Genomic DNA, 20158 nt, shown 5'->3' with positions numbered 1-20158 from the left:
ATACGATGGCTGGCCAAACAAAGCTGTCCGGGAAATCGACGGGAATTGCGCTGTTTTGGCACAAGCTCGGCAGGCAAAAAGCGTTGTTCGCCATGTCGGTTCCGTTTCTGATCTGGCTGTTCATGTTCAAATATGTCCCGCTGTGGGGCTGGACGATGGCGTTTCAAAACTACCGGCCGGCCAAAAAGTTCGCGGAGCAAACCTGGGTCGGGTTGGATCAGTTCAAGTTTTTGTTTCAGGATGAAGCATTTCTTCGCGTCCTGCGCAATACGTTTGCGATGAGTGTGATCAATCTTGTTCTCGGCTTCGCTACGGCGATTGCGCTGGCGATTTTGCTCAACGAGCTTCGGCAAGTTTTCTTTAAAAGAGTCGTGCAGACGATCAGCTATTTGCCTCACTTTATTTCCTGGGTTGTCGCGGCAAGCATTATTTCAGGCGCCTTGTCGACGGACGGTGGTATCATCAACGTGATCCTGCTGCAATTGCATCTGATTGACGAACCGATTCTGTGGCTTGGCAAAGGCGAATATTTCTGGGGCATTCTCGGAGCTTCCGAGGTATGGAAAAACGTCGGCTGGAACACGATCATTTATTTGGCGGCGATGACGACGATCGATCCGGCGCTTTACGAATCCGCGGAAATGGACGGAGCGGGCAGGCTCCAACGCATTTTGCACATTACGCTGCCAAGTTTAAAACCGGTTTTTATCATTCTGCTCATTATGAATTTGGGAAACATTCTGGAATCCGGCTTTGAGCCGCAATATTTGCTCGGCAACGGAATGACCGTCGACTATTCGGAAAATCTCGATATTTTCGTGCTAAAATACGGGATTTCGCTAGGGAATTTCTCGCTGGCGACGGCGGCGGGCATTTTCAAGACGGTGGTCAGCTTCGTGTTTTTGATCAGCGCCAATCAGATTGCCAAACGGGCCGGAGAAGCCCGGTTGTTCTAGACGGAAGGAGGGCGTTCGGCTTTGGAAACCGTGCGCGTTAAACGCTCGAACAGACGCTATTCTTCCCCGGGAGACCGTTTGTTCGACATATTCAATATCGGGTTCATGCTTTGTCTGGTCATCGTGACGCTGTATCCGTTTCTGAACACGTTGGCCGTAGCCTTGAACGATGCGAACGACGCGGTTCGCGGAGGCATTTATTTGTGGCCGAGAGTGTGGACCGGGAAAAATTTTCAATACGTATTCAGCGAGGCGCTCATTATTCATTCGACGTTCATTTCGATTCTGCGGACGGTGATCGGCACCGTCGTGACGGTGTTCTGCTCGGCGATGGTCGCCTACACGATTTCCCGCCGGGAGTACGTGCTGCGCAAATTCGTCTCGGTCGCTTTCATCTTTACGATGTATTTCAGCGGCGGCCTCATTCCGGGATATTTGCTTATCCGCGATCTCGGCATGGTCGGCAGTTTCTGGGTGTACATCATTCCCGGCCTGATCGGCGTATTCAACCTGATCGTCATCCGCTCGTTTATCGACGGGCTGCCCGACGGCATTCTGGAAGCGGCGCGGATCGACGGAGCAGGGGACTTCGCGATGTTCATCCGGGTCGTACTGCCGCTCATCGTGCCGGTACTGGCTACCGTTGCACTGTTCAGCGCGGTCGGGCAGTGGAACTCGTGGTTCGACGTATTTTTGTACAACTCGTCCAAAGATAATCTAAGCACGCTGCAATACGAACTGATGAAAATATTGCAAAATACGAACACGACGACGTCCCAGTCGGCAGCCGACGTATTCGCCAGCAGCGGCAACACCGGCGCGCTGACCGTAACGCCGACGACGATCCGCGCGACGATGACGATTGTGGCCAGCGTCCCGATCATCCTCGTCTACCCGTTCCTGCAAAAGTACTTTGTCAAAGGAATGACTGTCGGCGGTGTGAAGGGCTGATGCCGGCGATGAGGCGGCTATTCGGGGAGTAAGCCTGCGCAAAAGTCAGGCTGCCCGGAAACCCCTGCGTTAGAGGCGATAGCTACAACCTGCCTGGCTGCACGAAGAAAACCTGCAAAAATACATGAATTTGCTTCCTTGATCGCTGGATACGGAGAATTCCTGCAATTGTGCAGGCTTTTCAGCGGGGACATAGGATCAGGTTCACTTTCAGCGAAAATTCCTGCACTTTTGCAGGTTTTTCGCCAAAATAAGCCGATTTCAGAGGGAAAACCTGCACATTTGCAGGTTTTTTCTGCATCCCGTGCAGCTCCCAGCGCGCGGTGCTGCGCTTCATGACGGCGGTCAGTCGACCGCATTCCTGCCAAGCTACTCCTGCCTAGTTGCGCAGTTCCACGGCCTGCGCCGGGTGAGGCGCAAGTTGGGAAAAAGCGGTCTCACGGGTTCCCCTAGCCCTGAATAGTGCCGCGACTTTCTCGGGCTGCCTGGAAAGTGCAAGCTTTTTTACCCCCAAAACAGCTTGCGTCAATTCGTGAAAAGTACTCGAACCGGTTTTGTAGGTTCGTGTAGATTTTTATAGTTGAGGGTTTAGACTGAATAATGAAAGCGGTTTAATATCAATCTAAAGTTGAGCCAAATGTCTTTAAGGGGGAATTTTTCAAGTGAAGAAATTAACCGGGAAGAAAGTCGCGGCTATCGCTGTACTGACATTATCTCTCATATCTTCAGGGTGTGCGGTGAAAAACCAAACGGATGCACAAACAAAAAATACGGCCCCAAATGACCCGGCTCCCGTTACAAATTCGAGCAGTGCCGTCAAATCCAATTTGCCCAACATTCAAATTTTGGCAATGGGCGGCACGATCGCCGGAACCGGCTCTGTTGCCACGCAAACTACCGGTTATCAAGCGGGGGTTCTGACTCCGGATCAGCTTATTGAAGCGGTGCCATCGCTAAAAGATATTGCCAACCTGTCCGCTGCCCAAGTGGCGAAAATCGATTCAGGCACATCCAATACCGATGCCATCATGATCAAGCTGGCGAAGGAAGTCCAAAAGACATTGGATGATCCGAAGTATGACGGCGTTGTCATCAGCCACGGTACCGATACATTGGAGGAGACTGCCTATTTCCTCGATTTGACCGTTCATTCCGACAAACCGGTCGTGATCGTCGGTTCCATGCGTCCCTCTACGGCCATATCGGCTGACGGCCCGTTAAACCTGTACAACGCTGTAGCGTTAGCCGGTTCTAAAGAAGCCCAGGGCAAGGGTGTCCTGATTTCCTTGAACGACAAGATCGGAAACGCTCGCGATACTTTTAAAACCAGCACTACCGGCGTTGATACTTTCAAAAATCCGGAACTGGGTTACCTTGGATATATGCAGGGAGGTAAACCTTACTTTTACAACTTGCCGGTTAAAAAACATACAAGCCAGTCCGAATTTGACATTCGCAACATGACTGAAGATAGTTTGAAGCGCGTAGATATCGTCTACTCTCATGCCAATGACGACCGTATATTGGTTGACGCCGCGGTTTCAGCCGGAGCAAAGGGCATTATCCACGCCGGTACAGGCGACGGCTCCATTCATGAGAAAACGCTTCCGGGTCTGCAGGATGCTGTAAAAAAAGGTGTTGCCGTTGTTCGCGGTACCCGCGTGCCTGAAGGTATAGTTACCAGAGAAAAAATGGATGACGACAATAAATTTATCACTTCCGACAATCTCAGCCCGCAAAAAGCACGCATCTTGTTGATGTTGGCGCTCGCCAAAACCCAAGATCCGCAAAAGATTCAAGCGTATTTCAACCAATACTGAGAGATTATTCGAGTGCGCCGCTCCGTTCAGGGGCGGCGTTTTTATTTGTGAAGCCAGGGGTGTGCATATGTTGGATTAGTGGACATTTATTAGAAAACCAAGTTTAGTCCACCAAAACAAAATCATTCGAATTTCCGTTTGAAAGCGCGAACATTATAATCGGTTTACATAGGCGCTGCGAATGTGCATCTGCGGCAAGGAGGCTGATATGTCATTGTTTTCGTAAAAAAGAGAGCAACCAGGGAGTGGATAGCCGGACTGTTATTTGCGTCGCCGGTGCTGCTGGGATTTCTGATTTTTGTAGTCGGACCGCTGGCGTATACGTTCATTTTGAGCTTTACCGAGTACAATGTAGTTTCGGCTCCCCGTTTTATCGGTTTGGTGAATTACAGGGACCTTTTGGGGGGCAAGGACACCTTTTTCTTTCCTGCCGTGCGGGCCACTGCGTACTATGTGCTGATCAGCGTGCCGGCCGGAGTCGTGTTTGCGTTTGCGATGGCGATTCTTTTGAACCGGCGGATTAAAGGCAGGAGTGTGTTTCGGGCGATTTTTTATTTGCCGGTCATCATTCCCGCTGCCGCCGCCTCCATGATTTGGCTGTGGCTGCTGCAGCCGGATTTTGGCGTCGTGAACTATGTGCTGGACAGTCTGCATCTGCCGACCTCGCTTTGGCTGTCGTCCGACAGCACGGTGATGCCGACGTTCATTTTGTTGAGCTTGTGGACGACGGGCAACATGATCGTCATTTTTTTGGCCGGACTGCAATATATTCCGTCCCACCTGTACGAAGCCATCGAGGTCGACGGCGGCAGCGCGCTGCATAAGCTTGCGTATATTACCGTTCCGATGAGCTCGCCGATTGTTTTTTTCAACACGGTTATCGGCTTTATCAACGGGTTTCAAACGTTCGTGCAGCCGCATGTCATGACGCAGGGCGGGCCGAACAAGGCCAGCTATTTGTACGTGTATTATTTGTTCAAGGAAAGCTTCCAGTTTTCCAGGTTCGGCACTTCAAGCGCCAGCGCGGTGCTGCTGTTTCTCGTCATGCTGCTGATCACCGGCGTATGCTTCAAGCTTTCCAACTCGCTCGTCTATTACGAAGACCAGGAGCGGCGCCAATGAAGACTAAACATATGCTTTCGCAGGCAGCGATTTATGCCATTTTGCTCATGGGCAGCATCATTTGTTTGTTTCCCATTTATTGGATTTTTCGTACGACTTTAATCGATATGGGCCAAATTTTTCAGAAACCGCCGCAGTTTATTCCGGCAGCTTTGCAATGGAGCAATTTTGCTACTGCTTTGGGCAATTATCCTTTCGGCACTTACTTTTTGAACAGTGTGCTGGTGACCGGGCTTTCCGTGCTGGGCGTGCTGCTGACCGCTTCCATGTGCGCCTACAGTTTCTCGAAAATTCAGTGGCCGGGGAGGAACCGCGTGTTCGGAGTCATTTTGACGGGGATGATGCTGCCTTTTTTCGCCGTCATGATCCCGCATTTCATCGGCTGGAAAATGCTTGGGCTCACCGACACGCTCGTGCCGCTTATTGCTCCGTCCTGGTTTGGATGCGGCGTGTTTCATATTTTTTTGCTCAGGCAGTTTTTCCTGTCGATTCCGCGCGATCTGGATGAAGCGGCCAAAATGGACGGCGCCGGGCACGCCCAAATTTATTGGACCATCATCGTGCCGCTCGGCAAGCAGGCGATGACCGTCGTCGGTTTGCTGGCGTTTTTGGCCAGTTGGAACGATTTTCTCGGTCCGCTCGTGTTCATCACGTCCGAGAAGCACTACACGCTTATGCTCGGCTTGACGCTGTTTCAAGGCTCGTACTCGGCGCAGTGGAATTACATGATGGCCGCCACTTCGATCATCGTGCTGCCGTCGCTGCTGCTGTTTTTGTTCGCGCAGAGGGCGCTTATAGAAGGCATCACCATGACCGGCATCAAAGGCTAGGCAAGGAGGTTAAAAAAGCCGACTTTGATCAAGTTGATTCTGCTCATAGACGAGCGCAAGGAGGTATGACATGCCAACCGATGCAAAGGGTTTCAAAAAAGCGCTTGCCGTTTTGACCGTGTGTATTTCCGTTCTGACGCTGCTTGCCAGTCCGAGTCCGGCGCTTGCGGCTAACGACCCGGGAATGCCCGTATTTGGCGGGGCGGCGAATCCGGTGCCTGCCGAACCTGTGTCTTATACCGTGAACAGCATGATGCAAGCGATGTACGATACGGAGAAGGGCGGGACCGATTTCTGGATGGACCGCATGCTGTCCAGACCCGGCAACGATCCGGAAGGCTCCGATTTGATGACGAGGGGCAGGAGCGCCTATATGAAGGTGCACAATCCGGGCGTCCTCGGCTTTGCGGGTTCTTTTGCGTATCAGGACAATTTGAACGATAGGGACGCCTACACCGTTGCCGTTTCACCGGGAAGCTTCAGCGAGAATGTGTCCAAACGGCTGCAGACGCCGAGTTACTGGCAGAGCGAATTCAATGCAAGCGGCGTGCAAATTACGCAAAAGAAATTCATTACGCAAAACAATGTTTTCGTCACTTTGCTGTACATAACAAATCTTCATGCATAACCTGCTGAACAACGGAAAAGCAAGCCCCGGATACTACCTGGTCAATTTCGGAAAAGTGACGGACATGAGCTTCTCGGCGCTGGACCCGGTCTGGCTCGGCAAAGAAACAGCCGAACAGGCCATGAAAGCACTAGCGCCCAAAATCCAGCCGGAAATCAAAGGAAGATACGGCAAGTAATAAACACCAACGATGCGTGCCGAAACCGCGCCCTCCTTCAATTGAACTTCATTGAAGGAGGACGGTTTCGGCGACTTCCGTCGGTCGCCGGATACAAAACAAAGCCGCCGTCGTCCGCTCGCCGCTGCATACAAAGCAGATCCGCCGCGCCCTGCCCGCCGTCCGCATACAAACCAGACCCGCCGCCATCCGTCTGCCGCCCGCGTACAAACCAGATCCGCCGCGCCCTGCCCGCCGCCCGCGAACAAACCAGACCTGACGCCATCCGTATACCGCCCGCGTACAAACCAGATCTGCCGCCATCTGTCCGCCGTCCGCCGACAAACCAGATCTACCGTCGCCCATCCGCCACGCTCCAGTACTTCCATCTGTCCCCAGCCTAAAAAACCTGCAAAAGTGCATCTTTTTCCCCGACAGTACGCCTGCAGCGCAATATTCCTGCAAAAATACAGGCTTTTCAGCGTATATATGAGCTCAAAGCGGTTTGAGCCGGGAATTCCTGCACAATTGCAGGCTTTTCCTCAAAACGAACCACATATGCGGAAAAAGCCTGCACTTTTGCAGGTTTTTGGCGCATGGCCGGTGACGTATTCGTCATCCGGCTTTTCTGCATCGCTTTTCCTGCAAGTGACTACTCCTGGCGATTATTGCTATGGTACCCGCGGAGGAATTGCCGCCGGTTTTGTCGAAATAAGTTTTGTCGAATTAAGGTACTAGTCGAACTTAGTACTATGAATTATGCTGCGTTCCCTTACAATAGGAGCAAGGAGAACGTCACAACGTTGGAGGGCAGCATGATGCTAAAAGTGAAAATAACGGGAACAGGGGTCTATTTGCCGGGGCGCCGGATTACGGCTGCGGAAATGGACCGCAAATTGAACGTTGCACAGGGCTGGGTGAGCAAAAAGACGAATGTGCTGACCCGGCATTTTATCGATAAAGAGACTGCTTCCGAAATGGGAGCGAGGGCGGCGCAGCGGGCGCTTGAAGCTGCCGGACGGGATTTTGCGGAAATCGATTGCCTCGTTTGCGTCAGCGGCACGATGGAACAGCCGATCCCGTGTACGGCTGCTCTGATTCAGAGAGCGATGGGGCAGGAGCAATCGGGCGTGCCTTCGTTCGACATCAATTCCACCTGCCTCAGTTTTGTGGCCGGGCTGGATATCATGTCGTACATGGTTCACGCCGGGCGCTACAAAAGGGTGCTGTTGGTATCGACGGAAGTGGCGTCCAAAGGGCTGAACTGGCAGCACAAGGAGAGCGCCGCCCTGTTCGGGGATGGGGCGGCAGCGGCTGTTATCGAACAGGCGGGGTCGGAAGAGCGCTCAGGCATCGTGTTTGCGGCGATGGAGACGTACAGCGGCGGTGCGCATTATTCGGAAATACGCGGCGGCGGAAGCGCCCGGCATGCCAAGGAGTACGGTGAAGAATCCGCAGCGGACTACTTGTTCGACATGAACGGAGAGGCGATTTTCCGGATGGCTTCGAGGCTGCTTCCGGACTTTTTGCGGCGGATTTTGTCCGCAAGCGGCAGCGATATCCGGGATTACCGGCTCGTCATCCCGCACCAGGGCAGCGCGATGGCGATGCGGCTGCTGCGCCGCAAGCTGGGCATATCGGAGGAGCAGCTGATGTACATTACCCCGGACCACGGCAATACGATCGCCGCCTCGATTCCGATGGGGCTGCACGAGGCAATCCGGCAGGGGCGGATCGGGCGCGGCGACCGGGTGCTTTTGCTCGGAACGTCGGCGGGCTTCTCGTTGGGAGGCGTCGATTTTGTGTACTGAAGGGACGCCGGGGCAGCGGCCGCTCCGCAGGGTGCTGATCACGGGGGGCCGGGCTCCGGCCGCCCTGGAACTGGCCCGCCTGCTCGCTGCGGCGGGCTGCGAAGTGTACGCAGCGGAGAGCGCTGCGCATCATTTGTGCCGCGTTTCATCGGCCGTGAAACGAAACTTTGCGGTGCCGAGTCCGGCCCGGCATACGGCCGATTTTATTTCCGCGCTGGAGGACATCATCCGGCGCGAGGGCATTGATTTGCTGCTTCCGACCTGCGAGGAAGTGTTTTATGTGGCTTCGGCGCGGGAGCGGCTCAGCCGCAGCTGCCGCGTGTTTGCGCCTCCGCTCGGGCAGCTGCGCACCCTGCACAGCAAGTGGGCGTTCATCCGCCGGGCGGAAGCGCTGGGCTTCGCCGTGCCGGAGACACGGCTGCTGCGCACCGCCGGGGAGCTCGCCGAATACGCGGGAGCGGGCGGCGGTGGCGCAGCGGCGGCTTCCGCGTTCCCGGAAGGGTACGTGCTGAAGCCGGAATATTCGCGGTTCGCCGCCAAGGTTCGGATCGTGAAGCTGTCCGGCACCTTCTGCGGTCGTTCGACGTCGGAACAGGCGCAAGCGTCAGCTCGGGCGCAAGCGTCGGCACAAGCACAGACGCCGGCGGCAAACCCGGAGGCGTTCGGCTGCCCCTGGGTGGCGCAGCAGTATATTGCCGGCCGCAGCGTCTGCACGTACAGCGTCGCGCTCGAGGGGCGCCTGACCGCCCATGCGGCCTACGGCTCGCAGTATGCTTTCGGCGGCGGCGCGAGCATTTACTTCGAGCCGCTTGCTCATCAGGCGGCGCTGGAGTGGGTTCGCAAGTTTGTGAGACTGGAAAATTTCAGCGGACAAATCGCTTTTGATTTTATAGAAACGGCGGACGGGCGGTTGTTTCCGATCGAATGCAACCCGCGGACGACCAGCGGCATTCATCTGCTTGCGGCGGAGCCCGGCATGGCGGATGCTTTTGTGCAGCCGGAAGCTTTGCAGGGCCGCATCGTCGAGCCGTCGCCTCACGTGCGGAGGATGCTCGGACTGCCGATGCTGGCTTACGGCTTGTCCGGGCAGAGCGCCTGGCGCAGCCTGCCGGAATGGCTGCGCAAGCTGGCGGCGGCCAAGGACGTCATTTTCAGACGGTCGGATCCGAGGCCGTATCTGGAGCAGCTGCCGATGCTGGCCGATATGCGAAAAATCGCCTCCGCGCAGGGCATTTCGCTCATCGAAGCATCGACATCCGATCTGGAATGGAACGGTGATGAGCTATGAGAGCGTTAGTAACCGGCGGGACCGGTTTTTTGGGGCGGCGTCTGGCTGTCCGGCTTTGCCGGTCGGGTTGGGACGTCACCGCCATGGGAAGAAGGGCGGATGCAGGCCGCGAGCTGGAAGCTCTCGGTATCCGGTTCGCGCAGGCCGATTTGCGCAGCGCAGAGCAGACGGCCGCCGCTTGCGCCGGGCAGGACGCCGTATTTCACTGCGGCGCTTTATCCGCATCGTGGGGGGCTTACGGGCTTTTTTACGACGCCAACGTCAAAGGGACGGAACATCTGCTTGCCGGCTGCTTCCGGCACGGGGTCGGCCGGTTCATCCACGTATCCACGCCGAGCGTGTACTTCGGCGCGGCGCACAGGATGAACGTCAGCGAGGCCGACCCGCTGCCGGCGCGCCAGGCAAGCGCCTATGCCGCGACGAAGCGGCTTGCGGAAGCCGCCGTGGAACGCGCCTGCGCTGCCGGTCTGCCGGCCGTGATCGTGCGGCCGAGGGCGATTTTCGGGCCCGGCGATGCGTCGATCCTGCCCCGGATTATTGCGGCGAACGCCACGAGGGGCGTTCCGATGATTGACGGCGGCCGGGCGCTGATCGACCTCACTTACGTGGACAACGTCGTCGATGCGCTCCTTTTGTGCCAAAGCGCACCGGCCGCCGTGCTTGGCCGCGTCTACAACATCACGAACGGGGAGCCCTTGCCGTTCGCGGAGGCGGCCGCAAGGCTGTTCGCCAAGCTTGGCGTGCCGCTGCGACCGAAAAAGCTGCCGTTCGCAGCCGCCTATGCGGCAGCGGCGGCGATGGAACTGGCGGCGCTGTGGCTGCCGGGATCGCGCGAGCCGCTGCTGACGCGGGCGATGGCGGGGATGCTCGGCCGCAGCCAGACGCTCGACATCAGCGCGGCGCGCCGCGATTTGGGCTATGTGCCCCGCATCGGCGTGGACGAGGGGCTGGACGCTTTTGCAGCCTGGTGGAAGGAGCGGGAAGGCTATGGCAAGTAAGCTGCCGACAACGGCAAAAGTGAAGCTGCAGCTGTTCGCTGCCGGCTACTGCAAACACCCGGAATGGGTAACGATTCGCGGAGGAAAGCCGGGCGTCTGCCGCATTCCGGCGCTGTTCGCGCTGATCGAGCATCCGCGGGCGGGCTTCTTGCTGTGGGACACCGGCTATGCCGAGCGGTTTCTTGCGGAGACGGAGCGTCTGCCGAACCGGCTGTACCGGATGACGACGCCGGTCGTGTTTCGTGAGCCGGACAGCGCCGTCAGGCAGCTGCTTGCTTGCGGCGTCCGCCCGGAGCAGGTGAACGGCGTCATCATTTCGCATTTTCATGCCGACCATGTGGCAGGATTGAAAGATTTTCCGCACGCGGCATTTTGGTACGCGCCCGAAGCGTATGATGCCGTGCGGCATCTGCGCGGCATGGCCGCTCTGCGCAGAGCTTTTTTGCCGGGACTGCTGCCGGACGATTTCCTGCAGCGGTCCCGCTTTATCGAGCGCAGCTCGCAGGTCGCGCTGCCGCCCGAGTTCGGGTTCCCCTGCGCGATGGACGTGCTCGGCGACGGCAGCCTGCTGGCGGTCGAGCTGCCGGGCCACGCCGAGGGGCAGATCGGCCTGTTCCTGTCGACGGAACGGCACGATTATTTGCTCTGCGCGGATGCGGCCTGGTCGAGCCGGGCGTACCGGGAGAACCGCCCGCCGCACCCTTTGACCGGGCTGATCATGCCGGACAAGCGCCAATACGACGAGAGCTTCGAGCGCTTGGTCCGCCTGCACCGGGAAATCCCCGGGCTTCGCATCGTTCCGTCGCACTGTCCCGAGATTTGGGAAAACTGGATCCAGGGAGGCGTTCCGCTCTAATGCCGACCGATACTCTGCAAATCGCATATTGCTACGCGGCCGCCCGGATGAGACAGCGGTGGACCGACCGCGGACAGCTCGAACGCTGGCAGGAGGAGAAAGTGCGCCGCCATCTGGAACGGGTGCGGCAAGCGTCGGCGTTTTACCGCGAGCTTTGGGGAGATATGCCGGCGGCGGAGTGGCGCCGGTTTCCCGTCATCGACAAGCAGATGATGATGGATCATTTCGACGCGCTCAATACGGCGGGCATCCGCAAAGCTTCGGCGTTCGAGCTCGCTCTGGAGGCGGAGCGGACGCGGGAGTTTACGCCGATGATCGGCGGGATTACCGTCGGCCTGTCCTCCGGCACTTCGGGCAGCCGCGGGCTCTTTCTGGTCAGCCGGCGGGAACGGCTGGCATGGGCCGGAACCGTGCTGGCCAAAATCTTGCCCGGCTCGCTGCTTGGCCGTCACCGGATCGCCTTTTTTCTGCGGGCGAACAGCAATTTATACGGCTCGGTGGGCAGCCGCAGGCTGCAGTTCCGGTTTTACGATCTGCTCGATTCCCCGGAAGAGCACCTGGAACGGCTTAACATGCAAAAGCCTACGCTGCTCGTTGCCCCGCCGTCCATGCTGAGGCTGCTCGCCGACGCGAAGCGGGAGGGCCGGCTGCATATCGAGCCGGAGCGTATCGTCTCCGTCGCCGAGGTGCTCGACCCGCTGGACCGGCGAATCATGGAAGCGGCTTTCCGCCAGACGGTGCATCAGGTGTATCAATGCACCGAGGGGTTTTTGGCCGCCACCTGCCCGCACGGAACGCTGCACCTCAACGAAGACGTCGTCTGCGTGCAAAAGGAGTACGTGGACCGCGGACTGCGCAAATTCGTGCCCATCGTGACCGACTTTTCCAGATTCACGCAGCCGATCGTCCGCTATCGTCTTAACGATTTGCTGACGGAGCGGGCGGAGCCGTGTCCTTGCGGCTCGCCCTTTACCGCGATCGAGCGGATCGAGGGCCGGTGCGACGATCTGTTTTATTTGCCTACCTTGGAGGGGGACCGGCTGGCACCGGTATTTCCCGATTTTATTTCCCGGTGCATCATCGGCGCATCCGAACAGGTCAGCGCCTACCGCGCGATTCTCCATGCGCCGGAGCGGCTGGAAATTTCGCTGCAGGTGGACGATGGGCGGGGGGAGACCGAGGCTCGGGTTCAAGCCGCTGTCCGCAGCTCGCTTGAAGCTTTATGCGGCCGCATCGGCTGCCGGATGCCCGAAATCATTTTTACCAGCTTCCATCATGTGCCCGGAGACCGCAAGCTGCGCCGCGTGGAAAGGAGATTTACGCATGTCGACGGACATCCGCTTTTATGACAAAAACACGATAAAAAGCATGAATTGGCCGGAAACGGAAGACGGCTCATATGCGAAACGGTTTTTGCTCCCGTTCTTCGAGCAGCCGGCTGAAACGCTCATTCCCAACGTGCGGACGAAGCTGCATGCGCTGAAGCTGGACGAACACGTGCTGCCCGTTACCGAGAACGACGGCGAATACGGGAATTCTTACGTATGCTCGCCTTATACGCACTATATCAGCTACGCCAGACAGGAATTGTATTTGCTCAAATCGCGCGCCGCCCGGCTGCTGCTTCCGGCGCTGCTCGGCGGTCTGGGGCTGCTGCTGAAAGCGGGCCGTTTCAACCGGACCGTCCATGTCAACAATTGGCTGCTGTCGACGAACTTATATCCCAACCTGTCCGACAGGCATATCGACGAAGCGGTTGCGCTATTGCTGGACACATTTCCTCGGCATACGCTGGTGTTCCGCTCTTTGAACCGCACGACGAACGGCGCGCTGATGGACGCTTTGCAGTTGCGCGGATTCCGCCTTGTGCCGAGCAGGCAAATTTATTTTCTCCGGCCTTCGGAGGAAGCGGGAACGAACGCGAAAGCGCGCTGGCTCCTGAAGCGGGACTATGGGCTTCTGGAGGCGCATCGCTACGAGGTGTTGGGTCCCGAGCAGTTGTCGGAAAAGGACGTTCCGCGGCTGTCCGCCCTGTACAAGTCGCTTTACCTGGATAAATATTCGTATCATAATCCGCAGTTCGGCGACCGTTTTTTTGCGCTTGCGCTGAAGGAAAAGCTCCTGCAGTTCCATGCGCTGCGCAGCCGGAATACGGGGAGCATCGATGCGGTTTTGGGCTATTTTTGCCGCAATGGCGTCATGACGACTCCGGTGTTCGGCTACGATACGTCGCTGCCGCAGGAGCTCGGGCTGTACCGTATGCTCTCGGCGGTGTTGCTTGACATTGCCCGCCGCAGCGGGCATCTGCTTCATGAAAGCTCCGGCGCGGCGCAGTTCAAACGCAATCGCGGAGCCGTCTCCGATATGGAGTACAGCGCGGTATACGGCGCGCATCTCCCGGCCTACAGGCAGGCCGGATGGGCGTTTCTCCATAACGTCCTGGACAAAATCGGCGTACCGCTAATGCGAAAATATAAGCTGTAAAGGAGGCTCTGTGCGATGGGAAACGAACCGAAGGTCGCGCTGGTTACCGGAGCGTCAGGGGGCTTCGGGCTGCGAACGTCCGTCGCTCTGGCGGGAAGCGGGTACCGCGTCATCGCGGCCATGCGCAATTTGCAGAAGCGGGAACTGTTGCTTAAGCACGCAGAGCAGGCAGGCGTTTCGGCGGCGGAAAATATTGAAATCGTTCGCATGGATGTAACCGATCATGACGCGGTAGAGGCGGTTGTGGAAGACATTATGCGCACCTATGGGCGCATCGATGTGCTGGTCAACAATGCGGGCTTTGCCGCAGGCGGATTTGTCGAGGATGTGCCGATGGACGTATGGAGGGAGCAAATGGAGACGAATCTGTTCGGTGTCATCGCCGTCGCCAAGTCGGTTCTCCCTTACATGCGGAAGCAGCGATCAGGCGTCATCATCAACGTGAGCAGCGTGAGCGGGCGCTCGGGATATCCGGGCTACGGGCCTTACTGCACGTCCAAATTCGCCGTCGAGGGCTTCAGCGAGTCGCTGCGGCTGGAAATGAAGCCTTATGGAGTCGACGTCGTGCTCGTCGAGCCGGGGGCGTACCGGACTGACATTTGGCAAAAAGGGTTTGACGCCATCAGCGCCCCGGAGGAGTCGGCATACCGGAAGCCGCTGCATAAAGTGCTCGAATTTTCGCGCCGGACAGCCGAAACCGCTTCCGACCCGGGGGAAGTGGCCGATACGATCGTGCGAATCGCCGGCTCGGACAAACCGCGGCTGCGGTATCCTCTGGGACGCGGCGTCATCGCCGGCTTGTGGGGCAAAGCGCTGCTGCCGTGGAAATGGTACGAAGCCGTCCTGCTGCGCTTCCTCAAATAAAAAACGCGACAGCTGCGCATATCCGCACGGCTGCCGCGTTTTCTCATTTAACCAAATATTTGACGAGTTCATCGAGCATGAGATTGGCTGAAATGATGCCGCCGGACGAGTTCCAAATGCCGTCATTCACTTTGTGCACGTTGCCCGCTTTGACCACATTCAAATTTTTCCAGAGCGCTTCCTCCTGCCATGCTTTCTCGTTCTTCGTCGTTTCGCTTTTGTCGTCTTCCAGCGTGAAGTAGAATAGGACGTCGCCTTCCAGCTCGGGGATGCGCTCTTTCGGAATAATGTCGGCGAACGTATCTTTGTTTTGAACGGCAGGTCGCTTCAGGCCAACGGTTTTCAAAATATTGCCGGCAAACGTATCGTTATAATAAATACGGACTTTATCCCCTACGTAAAAGCGGGCCAGCGAGACTTGCGAGTTCACTTTGTCTCCGAGCTTTTGCTTGACTTCGGCGAGATGCTTGTCAAATTCGGCCAGTTTTTTGCCACCTTCTTCTTTTTTGTTCAAAGCTTCGGCAAACAGCATGAAGTTGATTTTCCAGTCTGCCTGCAGACGCTCGGACAAGACGGTCGGAGCGATCGCAGACAGCTGATCGTAAATTTTTTCCTGGCGGATCTTGTTGCCGATAATCAGGTCGGGCTTCAGCGATGTGATAAGCTCCAGATTCGGCTGCTGCTCGTCTCCGACGATTTGCACGCCTTGCAGATCGTTTTTCAGGTGCGGGTAGTAGGGCTCAACGCCCCATGCCCGGACCATGCCGACAGGCTTGACGCCGAGAGCCAAAATGTCCTCGACACCGTCGTTGACCAGGACGACGACGCGTTCCGGCTGCTTTTTGATCGTTGTCGTGCCCATGGCATGCTTGACGGTGTATTCCACCGCAGCGGCCGGAGCGGCAGTGGCCGGCGCTGTGGCGGGAGGCGGCGAGCCTGCGGCGGGTTTGCCGCTGCCGCAGCCTGAGAGCGCGAGGGCCAGCGAAAGCAGCAAAGTTGCTGCGATAGCTGCAAATTTTGTACGTTGAAACATGGTGTCTGTTCTCCCCTTTTACAATGATAATGAGAATTGTTATCATAAAATAGTGTAAAGTTTGCATGCCGATTCGTCCATGCCTTCAAGTATCCCGGTTTTGCCCGATTGTCACATCGGCTGCCGGATGAATAGAGGAGTTAGCTGCCTGCTATGGAACATACGCTGTATTTGTTTTCATCCGTGCGTACTTACAAAAGGACCGGAGAAGCCGTGGTTCGCCTTCGCCGTGTGCCGTTTCCGATGCTTTGCCTTGTCGTGAGAGGAAAGGCGGAAGTGCTGTTGGACGGCGCCGTCTATGAGGCGGAGCCGTACCGGCTGTTTTTCCTGCATCCGGGCATGTCGGTTGACGCTGCCGTGCTGTCCGACGAGTTGGAGTGCCAGATCGTCTTCATGCGCGCCGTTACGGTTTCCAGGCATAGAGGCGCATGGAATTTAAGCGGCGGCGATGGCGCGGGGCCGCCGGAGCATATGCCGCAGGGCTGCATCCCGATCGGCGAAGAGCGGCTGCTGCCGGAGCGGTTTCAGCGGCTGGCCCAATCGGCCATGGAGCGCTCCGGGCTGCGCGATCCGAACTTGCAGCTGCAGGAGCTGCTGCATGTCATCGCGAGGGACGCGGCGGCGCAGAGCGAGGTGCGCACGGGGAACGAAGCAATCGATCGAAGCATCGCTTATATGCACAAGCAATATGAGCGGAAGCTGAGCCGCGATACGCTGGCCCAAATAGCCCGGCTGTCGCCGAATTCCTTTTGCCGCAGCTTCAAAAAAGCGACCGGCGTGTCGCCGACCGACTATGTGAACCAAATCCGGCTGCAGCATGCGAAGCAGCGGCTTAGTTCGGGCGGCTCCGTTAAGGAGGTGTCGGCGTCCGTCGGTTTTGACAGCGAGTATTACTTCAGCCGTCTGTTTAAGCGGCATTCCGGCATTCCGCCTGCCCTTTACATAAAACGGTATCAGTTGAGAGTCGCCTCCGCTTCACGTTTTGGCTACCATGACAACTTGGCTGCGATTGGCGTCGAGCCTGTTGCAGCGATCGATTGCCATCCATATCCGGGGATGAGCGATGCCGAGCACAGGCGCTTGTGCAGCGTGCAGCTGGAGGAGTTGAAGCGTTCGAAGCCGGAGCTGATCGTGGCGGATTTTTCGCATCAGGCTTTGTACGATACATTCAAAAGTATCGCGCCGACGGTGCTGATGAAGTTCCATATGGATTGGCGCGTCACGCTGCTGAAGCTGGGGGAAATGTTCGACAGGGACAGCGAGGCCCTGCGGACGGTGCGGCAGTTGGAAGAGCGGACCGCCAGGGTGCGGAAAATGCTTGCTCCCGCCTTCCGGGACGAGGGCGTCACCTACATGCAGGTCATTCACTCGCAGTTTCGCGTTCAAGGGACTGCGAACCATCCGCTGAACGATTTGCTGTATGCGGAGCTCGGCTTCAACCCGGGAAGCGGCGTGCCCCGCGGGGCAATGAGGGAGCATTTTACGCCGGAGCAATTTCCCGACCTGGACGCCGATCATTTGTTCATTGAAAAGTTTTCCAGCCACCCGGAGATCGAGGAGACTTTCTCACAAATCCAGCGCCAGCGCCGCTGGCAATCGATCCGCGCTGTCCGGAACGGCCAGGCCCGGTTTATTCCGAATTGGCTGACGATGAGCTGGACGCCGCAGGGACGGCACCGGATTATCGACGAGCTCGTCTCGGTTTTCTGAAAAAGGTTTGGCCCGGCGCCGCCCGCCGAGAGTCATGATTCGTTCCTTGCGAAAAGCAGGGAATTGTTTTTTTACAATTATGATGATACAATTTGTATCATCATAAGAGGCGGTTGTGCTGCATTGCGGCAAAAGCAGCACCCAACGCGCGCGAACCCCGGGCGCGCGTTGGGTCGCCGACGCATGGCGGCGGTCAGAACCCCGGCGTTATTAGGAGCCGCGGAATTAGGAGTTTCGCGCGCGAGGGGCTTCGCGGGTGGGGAGCTTCGCAGGTGAGGAGCCGCATTCGCGAGGAGCTTCGCATGCGAGGAGCTATGCAGGTGAGGAGCTTGGCAAGTAAGGAGCTGCACTCGCGAGGAGATTCGCATGCGAGGAGCTTGGCAAGTAAGGAACTGCACTCGCAAGGAGATTCGCATGTGAGAAGCTTCGCAAGTATGCACTTACCTCGCAAGGAGCTTCACATGTGGGGGAGCTGCGGATACGAGGGGCTGTGCGCACGCTGCCGGCCAGGCGCCGACCGTTCTTTTTGAAAGCGTGTTCAAATCGGACAGGACGCTGCGGGCCTCGCGCTATTTTGATCCGGCAGTATATTTACTTTTACACTCGAAAGGACGGACTAGTACATGTTGAAAAGACTGCTTGTTGTTTGCACCACGTTGTTTGTATGCATCGCTTTGCTGCCGTTTGCGATTGCGGCCGCAGAAAGTCCCGCGTATTCTTTATCGGTCAGCGGCGATCAGGCCGGTTCCGATATTCGCGTCACGGTTAAAGGGGAGCATATCGAGGATATGTACAGCTATGAAATCAATGTAACATACGATACGAGCAAACTCCGCTTTAAAAAAGCGGTCAGCTCGGTTACGGGATTTTCCGTTCCGGCGATTGTGAAGGACGGTAAAGTGACTTTTGCGCACACGAAAGTGGGGCCAAAATCGGGCGAAAACGGCTCGGTCGAGTTGGCCGTTTTGACGTTTGAGAGCATCGGCGAGGGGGAAGCGGCCATCAAGCTGACGAGCGTCAAGAACGTCAACAGCCAACTGGCGGCAGCCGACTACACGCCGAATGTACAGCTGAATGTGAAGCCGCACGTCAGCGACAAGCCGGTCACGTTCGCCGACATTGCCGGCCATTGGGCAAAGAGCGGCATCGAACGAGCTGCAGGCCTCGGCATTGTGAACGGCTATGCGGACGGCACGTTCCGTCCGGAAGGGCAAGTGACGAGAGCGGAGTTTACGGCGATGCTGGTCAGAGCCGTCGACGTTCCGGTGAACGGCGGGATAACGCTGGCTTTCGCCGACGTGGACAGCATTCCCGAATGGGGCAAATCGTTCGTGTCGGAAGCGGTGTCGGCGGGCATCGTGACCGGCTACGACGACAACACGTTCCGCTCGGACAAGCTGATTTCCCGCGCCGAAATGGCCGTGATGGTCATGCGCGCAGCCGGCATCCGGGTGCCGGAAGGGGCGAAGTCCTCCTTCGCGGACGCCGATCAAATACCGGATTGGGCCCACGCCTACGTTGCGTCGGCTTTCAAAGAAGGGCTTGTTCACGGCCGTGACGGCAATGCGTTCGTGCCTTTCGATAACGCCACCCGCGCGGAAGCCGTGACGATGATCATCGCGCTGCTCGATCATAAAAAGTAGCCGCGCACCGGCTTCCGCTCCCTGGGGCGTTGCCGACCGGAGCAAAAACCGGCTGCGCCTTCGCACCGCGCGCAGCTCCCAGCGCTGCGCTGCATGACGGCGGTCGGTCAGCCAAGCCGGAACGTGAGCGGCCTAGGAGTCTGGCGGGTGACCCACGTAGAAGGTATATGGATGCAAAATGACAGTCATTATGCCGCGTAAGCGGCAATATATGCAGTCATAATTCACCCGGTATGCACAAAAGTATCTCCTCCCGCCAGACTCCAAGCGCAAAAAAACTGCAAAAGTGCAGTTTTTGCCCGATGGATACGCAGGCCATGACAAATTCCTGCAAATGTGCAGGCTTTTCGCCGCAAACATAGGCTCAGACTCATTTTCTCCGAAAATTCCTGCACTTTCGCAGGCTTTTCGCTTAAATGAACCATTTTTAAGGAAGAAGCCTGCACTTTTGCAGGTTTTTTCCTTGCCAAGCCGCCTTGTCCCCCACTTCAACTCCCCAATCCGTGTAGGAGAGGCATAGGTCGGGGAAGAGTGGCTGGCTGTGCCCTACGGTTCCTCTAACCCGGCACTTTATCATTTTTTCGCAGGTTTTCCCACTTCAGCTCCCAAACCAATGTAGGAGAGACATCGATAGGGGAAGAGTAGCTGACTGTGCCTCTCTTGTTCCTCTAACCCGGTACTTTATCAATTTTTCGCAGGTTTCCCCACTTCAGCTCCCCAATCCGATGTAGGAGAGGCATCGGTCGGGGAAGAGCGGCTACGACTCTCCAATGCACGTTGTCTCCACAGCCTGACTTTTGCCGGTTTTTGCGCAGCACGGCCTCGCAACAGCGTAACGCGCGCCGGGGATACGCTCGCGCGTACCACCGAAGCGCCTGAGATACGCTCGCGCGCAGTCGAAGCGCTCGGGGTACGCTTGCATGTACAGCCGAAGCGCCCGAGATTCGCTCGCGCTTGGGCAGCAGAAGCGTGCAAAAAGACTACCCCGAAGCGGGAAACTACGGGGT

General features: G+C 57.2%; 20 protein-coding genes. 16 read left to right on the top strand and 4 right to left on the bottom strand.

Going from position 1 to position 20158, the window contains the following annotated elements; all coding sequences use genetic code 11:
• The first annotated feature begins 5 nt into the window (after positions 1 to 5).
• Positions 6 to 956, top strand: a complete 951-nt coding sequence (locus tag AC6RNO_RS22380; protein ID WP_488437243.1) for an ABC transporter permease — start codon at positions 6 to 8, stop codon at positions 954 to 956.
• A gap of 30 nt (positions 957 to 986) precedes the next feature.
• Positions 987 to 1907 carry a carbohydrate ABC transporter permease gene (locus AC6RNO_RS22375; protein ID WP_474684765.1) on the top strand — a complete coding sequence of 307 codons (921 nt, stop codon included), beginning with the start codon at positions 987 to 989 and terminating at the stop codon, positions 1905 to 1907.
• A gap of 17 nt (positions 1908 to 1924) precedes the next feature.
• On the opposite strand, the gene AC6RNO_RS22370 is transcribed toward AC6RNO_RS22375, so the two are convergent.
• On the bottom strand, positions 1925 to 2266 hold the full coding sequence (locus tag AC6RNO_RS22370) for a hypothetical protein (protein ID WP_497106812.1): 342 nt from the start codon (positions 2264 to 2266) through the stop codon (positions 1925 to 1927).
• Between the two features lie 303 nt (positions 2267 to 2569).
• Here AC6RNO_RS22370 and AC6RNO_RS22365 point away from each other — a divergent pair, with 303 nt between their 5' ends.
• The 5 genes from AC6RNO_RS22365 to AC6RNO_RS22345 all read left to right on the top strand — a co-directional run bounded on the left by AC6RNO_RS22365 (position 2570) and on the right by AC6RNO_RS22345 (position 6485).
• Positions 2570 to 3727 (top strand): type II asparaginase, encoded by a 1158-nt coding sequence (locus tag AC6RNO_RS22365; RefSeq protein WP_474684752.1) that lies wholly within the window; start codon positions 2570 to 2572, stop codon positions 3725 to 3727.
• A 276-nt stretch (positions 3728 to 4003) separates the two neighbouring features.
• On the top strand, positions 4004 to 4849 hold the full coding sequence (locus AC6RNO_RS22360; protein WP_488437171.1) for a carbohydrate ABC transporter permease: 846 nt from the start codon (positions 4004 to 4006) through the stop codon (positions 4847 to 4849).
• Positions 4846 to 5679, top strand: coding sequence for a carbohydrate ABC transporter permease (locus AC6RNO_RS22355; protein ID WP_488437172.1), 834 nt, complete (start codon positions 4846 to 4848; stop codon positions 5677 to 5679). The genes AC6RNO_RS22360 and AC6RNO_RS22355 overlap by 4 nt, the downstream gene beginning before the upstream one ends.
• 70 nt (positions 5680 to 5749) lie before the next feature.
• Complete coding sequence (locus tag AC6RNO_RS22350; protein WP_497106811.1) at positions 5750 to 6307, top strand: hypothetical protein; 558 nt, start codon at positions 5750 to 5752, stop codon at positions 6305 to 6307.
• The gene (locus AC6RNO_RS22345) at positions 6300 to 6485 is read left to right on the top strand and encodes a hypothetical protein (RefSeq protein ID WP_474684756.1); all 186 of its coding nucleotides are present in this window, start codon (positions 6300 to 6302) and stop codon (positions 6483 to 6485) included. Before AC6RNO_RS22350 ends, AC6RNO_RS22345 begins: the two co-directional genes overlap by 8 nt.
• Before the next feature lie 48 nt (positions 6486 to 6533).
• Here the strand turns inward: AC6RNO_RS22345 and AC6RNO_RS22340 are convergent, their stop codons facing one another.
• The gene (locus AC6RNO_RS22340; RefSeq protein ID WP_497106810.1) at positions 6534 to 6830 is read right to left on the bottom strand and encodes a hypothetical protein; all 297 of its coding nucleotides are present in this window, start codon (positions 6828 to 6830) and stop codon (positions 6534 to 6536) included.
• 449 nt (positions 6831 to 7279) lie between these two features.
• On the opposite strand from AC6RNO_RS22340, the gene AC6RNO_RS22335 reads away from it, so the two are divergent.
• The 7 genes from AC6RNO_RS22335 to AC6RNO_RS22305 are packed head-to-tail and all read left to right on the top strand — an operon-like array spanning position 7280 to position 14765.
• On the top strand, positions 7280 to 8275 hold the full coding sequence (locus AC6RNO_RS22335) for a beta-ketoacyl-ACP synthase III (protein WP_497106809.1): 996 nt from the start codon (positions 7280 to 7282) through the stop codon (positions 8273 to 8275).
• Positions 8265 to 9563, top strand: coding sequence for an ATP-grasp domain-containing protein (locus AC6RNO_RS22330; protein WP_497106808.1), 1299 nt, complete (start codon positions 8265 to 8267; stop codon positions 9561 to 9563). The genes AC6RNO_RS22335 and AC6RNO_RS22330 overlap by 11 nt, the downstream gene beginning before the upstream one ends.
• Positions 9560 to 10561, top strand: a complete 1002-nt coding sequence (locus AC6RNO_RS22325) for an NAD-dependent epimerase/dehydratase family protein (RefSeq protein WP_497106807.1) — start codon at positions 9560 to 9562, stop codon at positions 10559 to 10561. Before AC6RNO_RS22330 ends, AC6RNO_RS22325 begins: the two co-directional genes overlap by 4 nt.
• Positions 10551 to 11417: an MBL fold metallo-hydrolase gene (locus tag AC6RNO_RS22320; protein WP_497106806.1), complete on the top strand. Its 867-nt coding sequence runs from the start codon at positions 10551 to 10553 to the stop codon at positions 11415 to 11417. The genes AC6RNO_RS22325 and AC6RNO_RS22320 overlap by 11 nt, the downstream gene beginning before the upstream one ends.
• Positions 11417 to 12766 carry a F390 synthetase-related protein gene (locus AC6RNO_RS22315; protein ID WP_497106805.1) on the top strand — a complete coding sequence of 450 codons (1350 nt, stop codon included), beginning with the start codon at positions 11417 to 11419 and terminating at the stop codon, positions 12764 to 12766. Before AC6RNO_RS22320 ends, AC6RNO_RS22315 begins: the two co-directional genes overlap by 1 nt.
• Positions 12741 to 13901, top strand: a complete 1161-nt coding sequence (locus AC6RNO_RS22310) for a GNAT family N-acetyltransferase (RefSeq protein ID WP_497106804.1) — start codon at positions 12741 to 12743, stop codon at positions 13899 to 13901. The genes AC6RNO_RS22315 and AC6RNO_RS22310 overlap by 26 nt, the downstream gene beginning before the upstream one ends.
• A gap of 15 nt (positions 13902 to 13916) precedes the next feature.
• The gene (locus AC6RNO_RS22305) at positions 13917 to 14765 is read left to right on the top strand and encodes an SDR family oxidoreductase (protein WP_497106803.1); all 849 of its coding nucleotides are present in this window, start codon (positions 13917 to 13919) and stop codon (positions 14763 to 14765) included.
• A gap of 43 nt (positions 14766 to 14808) precedes the next feature.
• Here AC6RNO_RS22305 and AC6RNO_RS22300 read toward each other — a convergent pair whose 3' ends face one another.
• Positions 14809 to 15798: an ABC transporter substrate-binding protein gene (locus AC6RNO_RS22300; RefSeq protein WP_497106802.1), complete on the bottom strand. Its 990-nt coding sequence runs from the start codon at positions 15796 to 15798 to the stop codon at positions 14809 to 14811.
• A 153-nt stretch (positions 15799 to 15951) separates the two neighbouring features.
• On the opposite strand from AC6RNO_RS22300, the gene AC6RNO_RS22295 reads away from it, so the two are divergent.
• Together AC6RNO_RS22295 and AC6RNO_RS22290 are read left to right on the top strand one after the other, a co-directional pair.
• Positions 15952 to 17508, top strand: a complete 1557-nt coding sequence (locus AC6RNO_RS22295; protein ID WP_497106801.1) for a helix-turn-helix domain-containing protein — start codon at positions 15952 to 15954, stop codon at positions 17506 to 17508.
• A 623-nt stretch (positions 17509 to 18131) separates the two neighbouring features.
• Positions 18132 to 19151, top strand: a complete 1020-nt coding sequence (locus AC6RNO_RS22290; RefSeq protein WP_497106800.1) for an S-layer homology domain-containing protein — start codon at positions 18132 to 18134, stop codon at positions 19149 to 19151.
• 224 nt (positions 19152 to 19375) lie between these two features.
• Here the strand turns inward: AC6RNO_RS22290 and AC6RNO_RS22285 are convergent, their stop codons facing one another.
• The gene (locus AC6RNO_RS22285) at positions 19376 to 19621 is read right to left on the bottom strand and encodes a hypothetical protein (RefSeq protein WP_497106799.1); all 246 of its coding nucleotides are present in this window, start codon (positions 19619 to 19621) and stop codon (positions 19376 to 19378) included.
• Between the last annotated feature and the right edge of the window lie 537 nt (positions 19622 to 20158).

This window comes from Paenibacillus sp. sgz302190, from assembly GCF_059820445.1.
The sequence above is the reverse complement of the archived record's forward strand: the minus strand, read 5'-3'. Positions and strand labels throughout refer to the sequence as shown.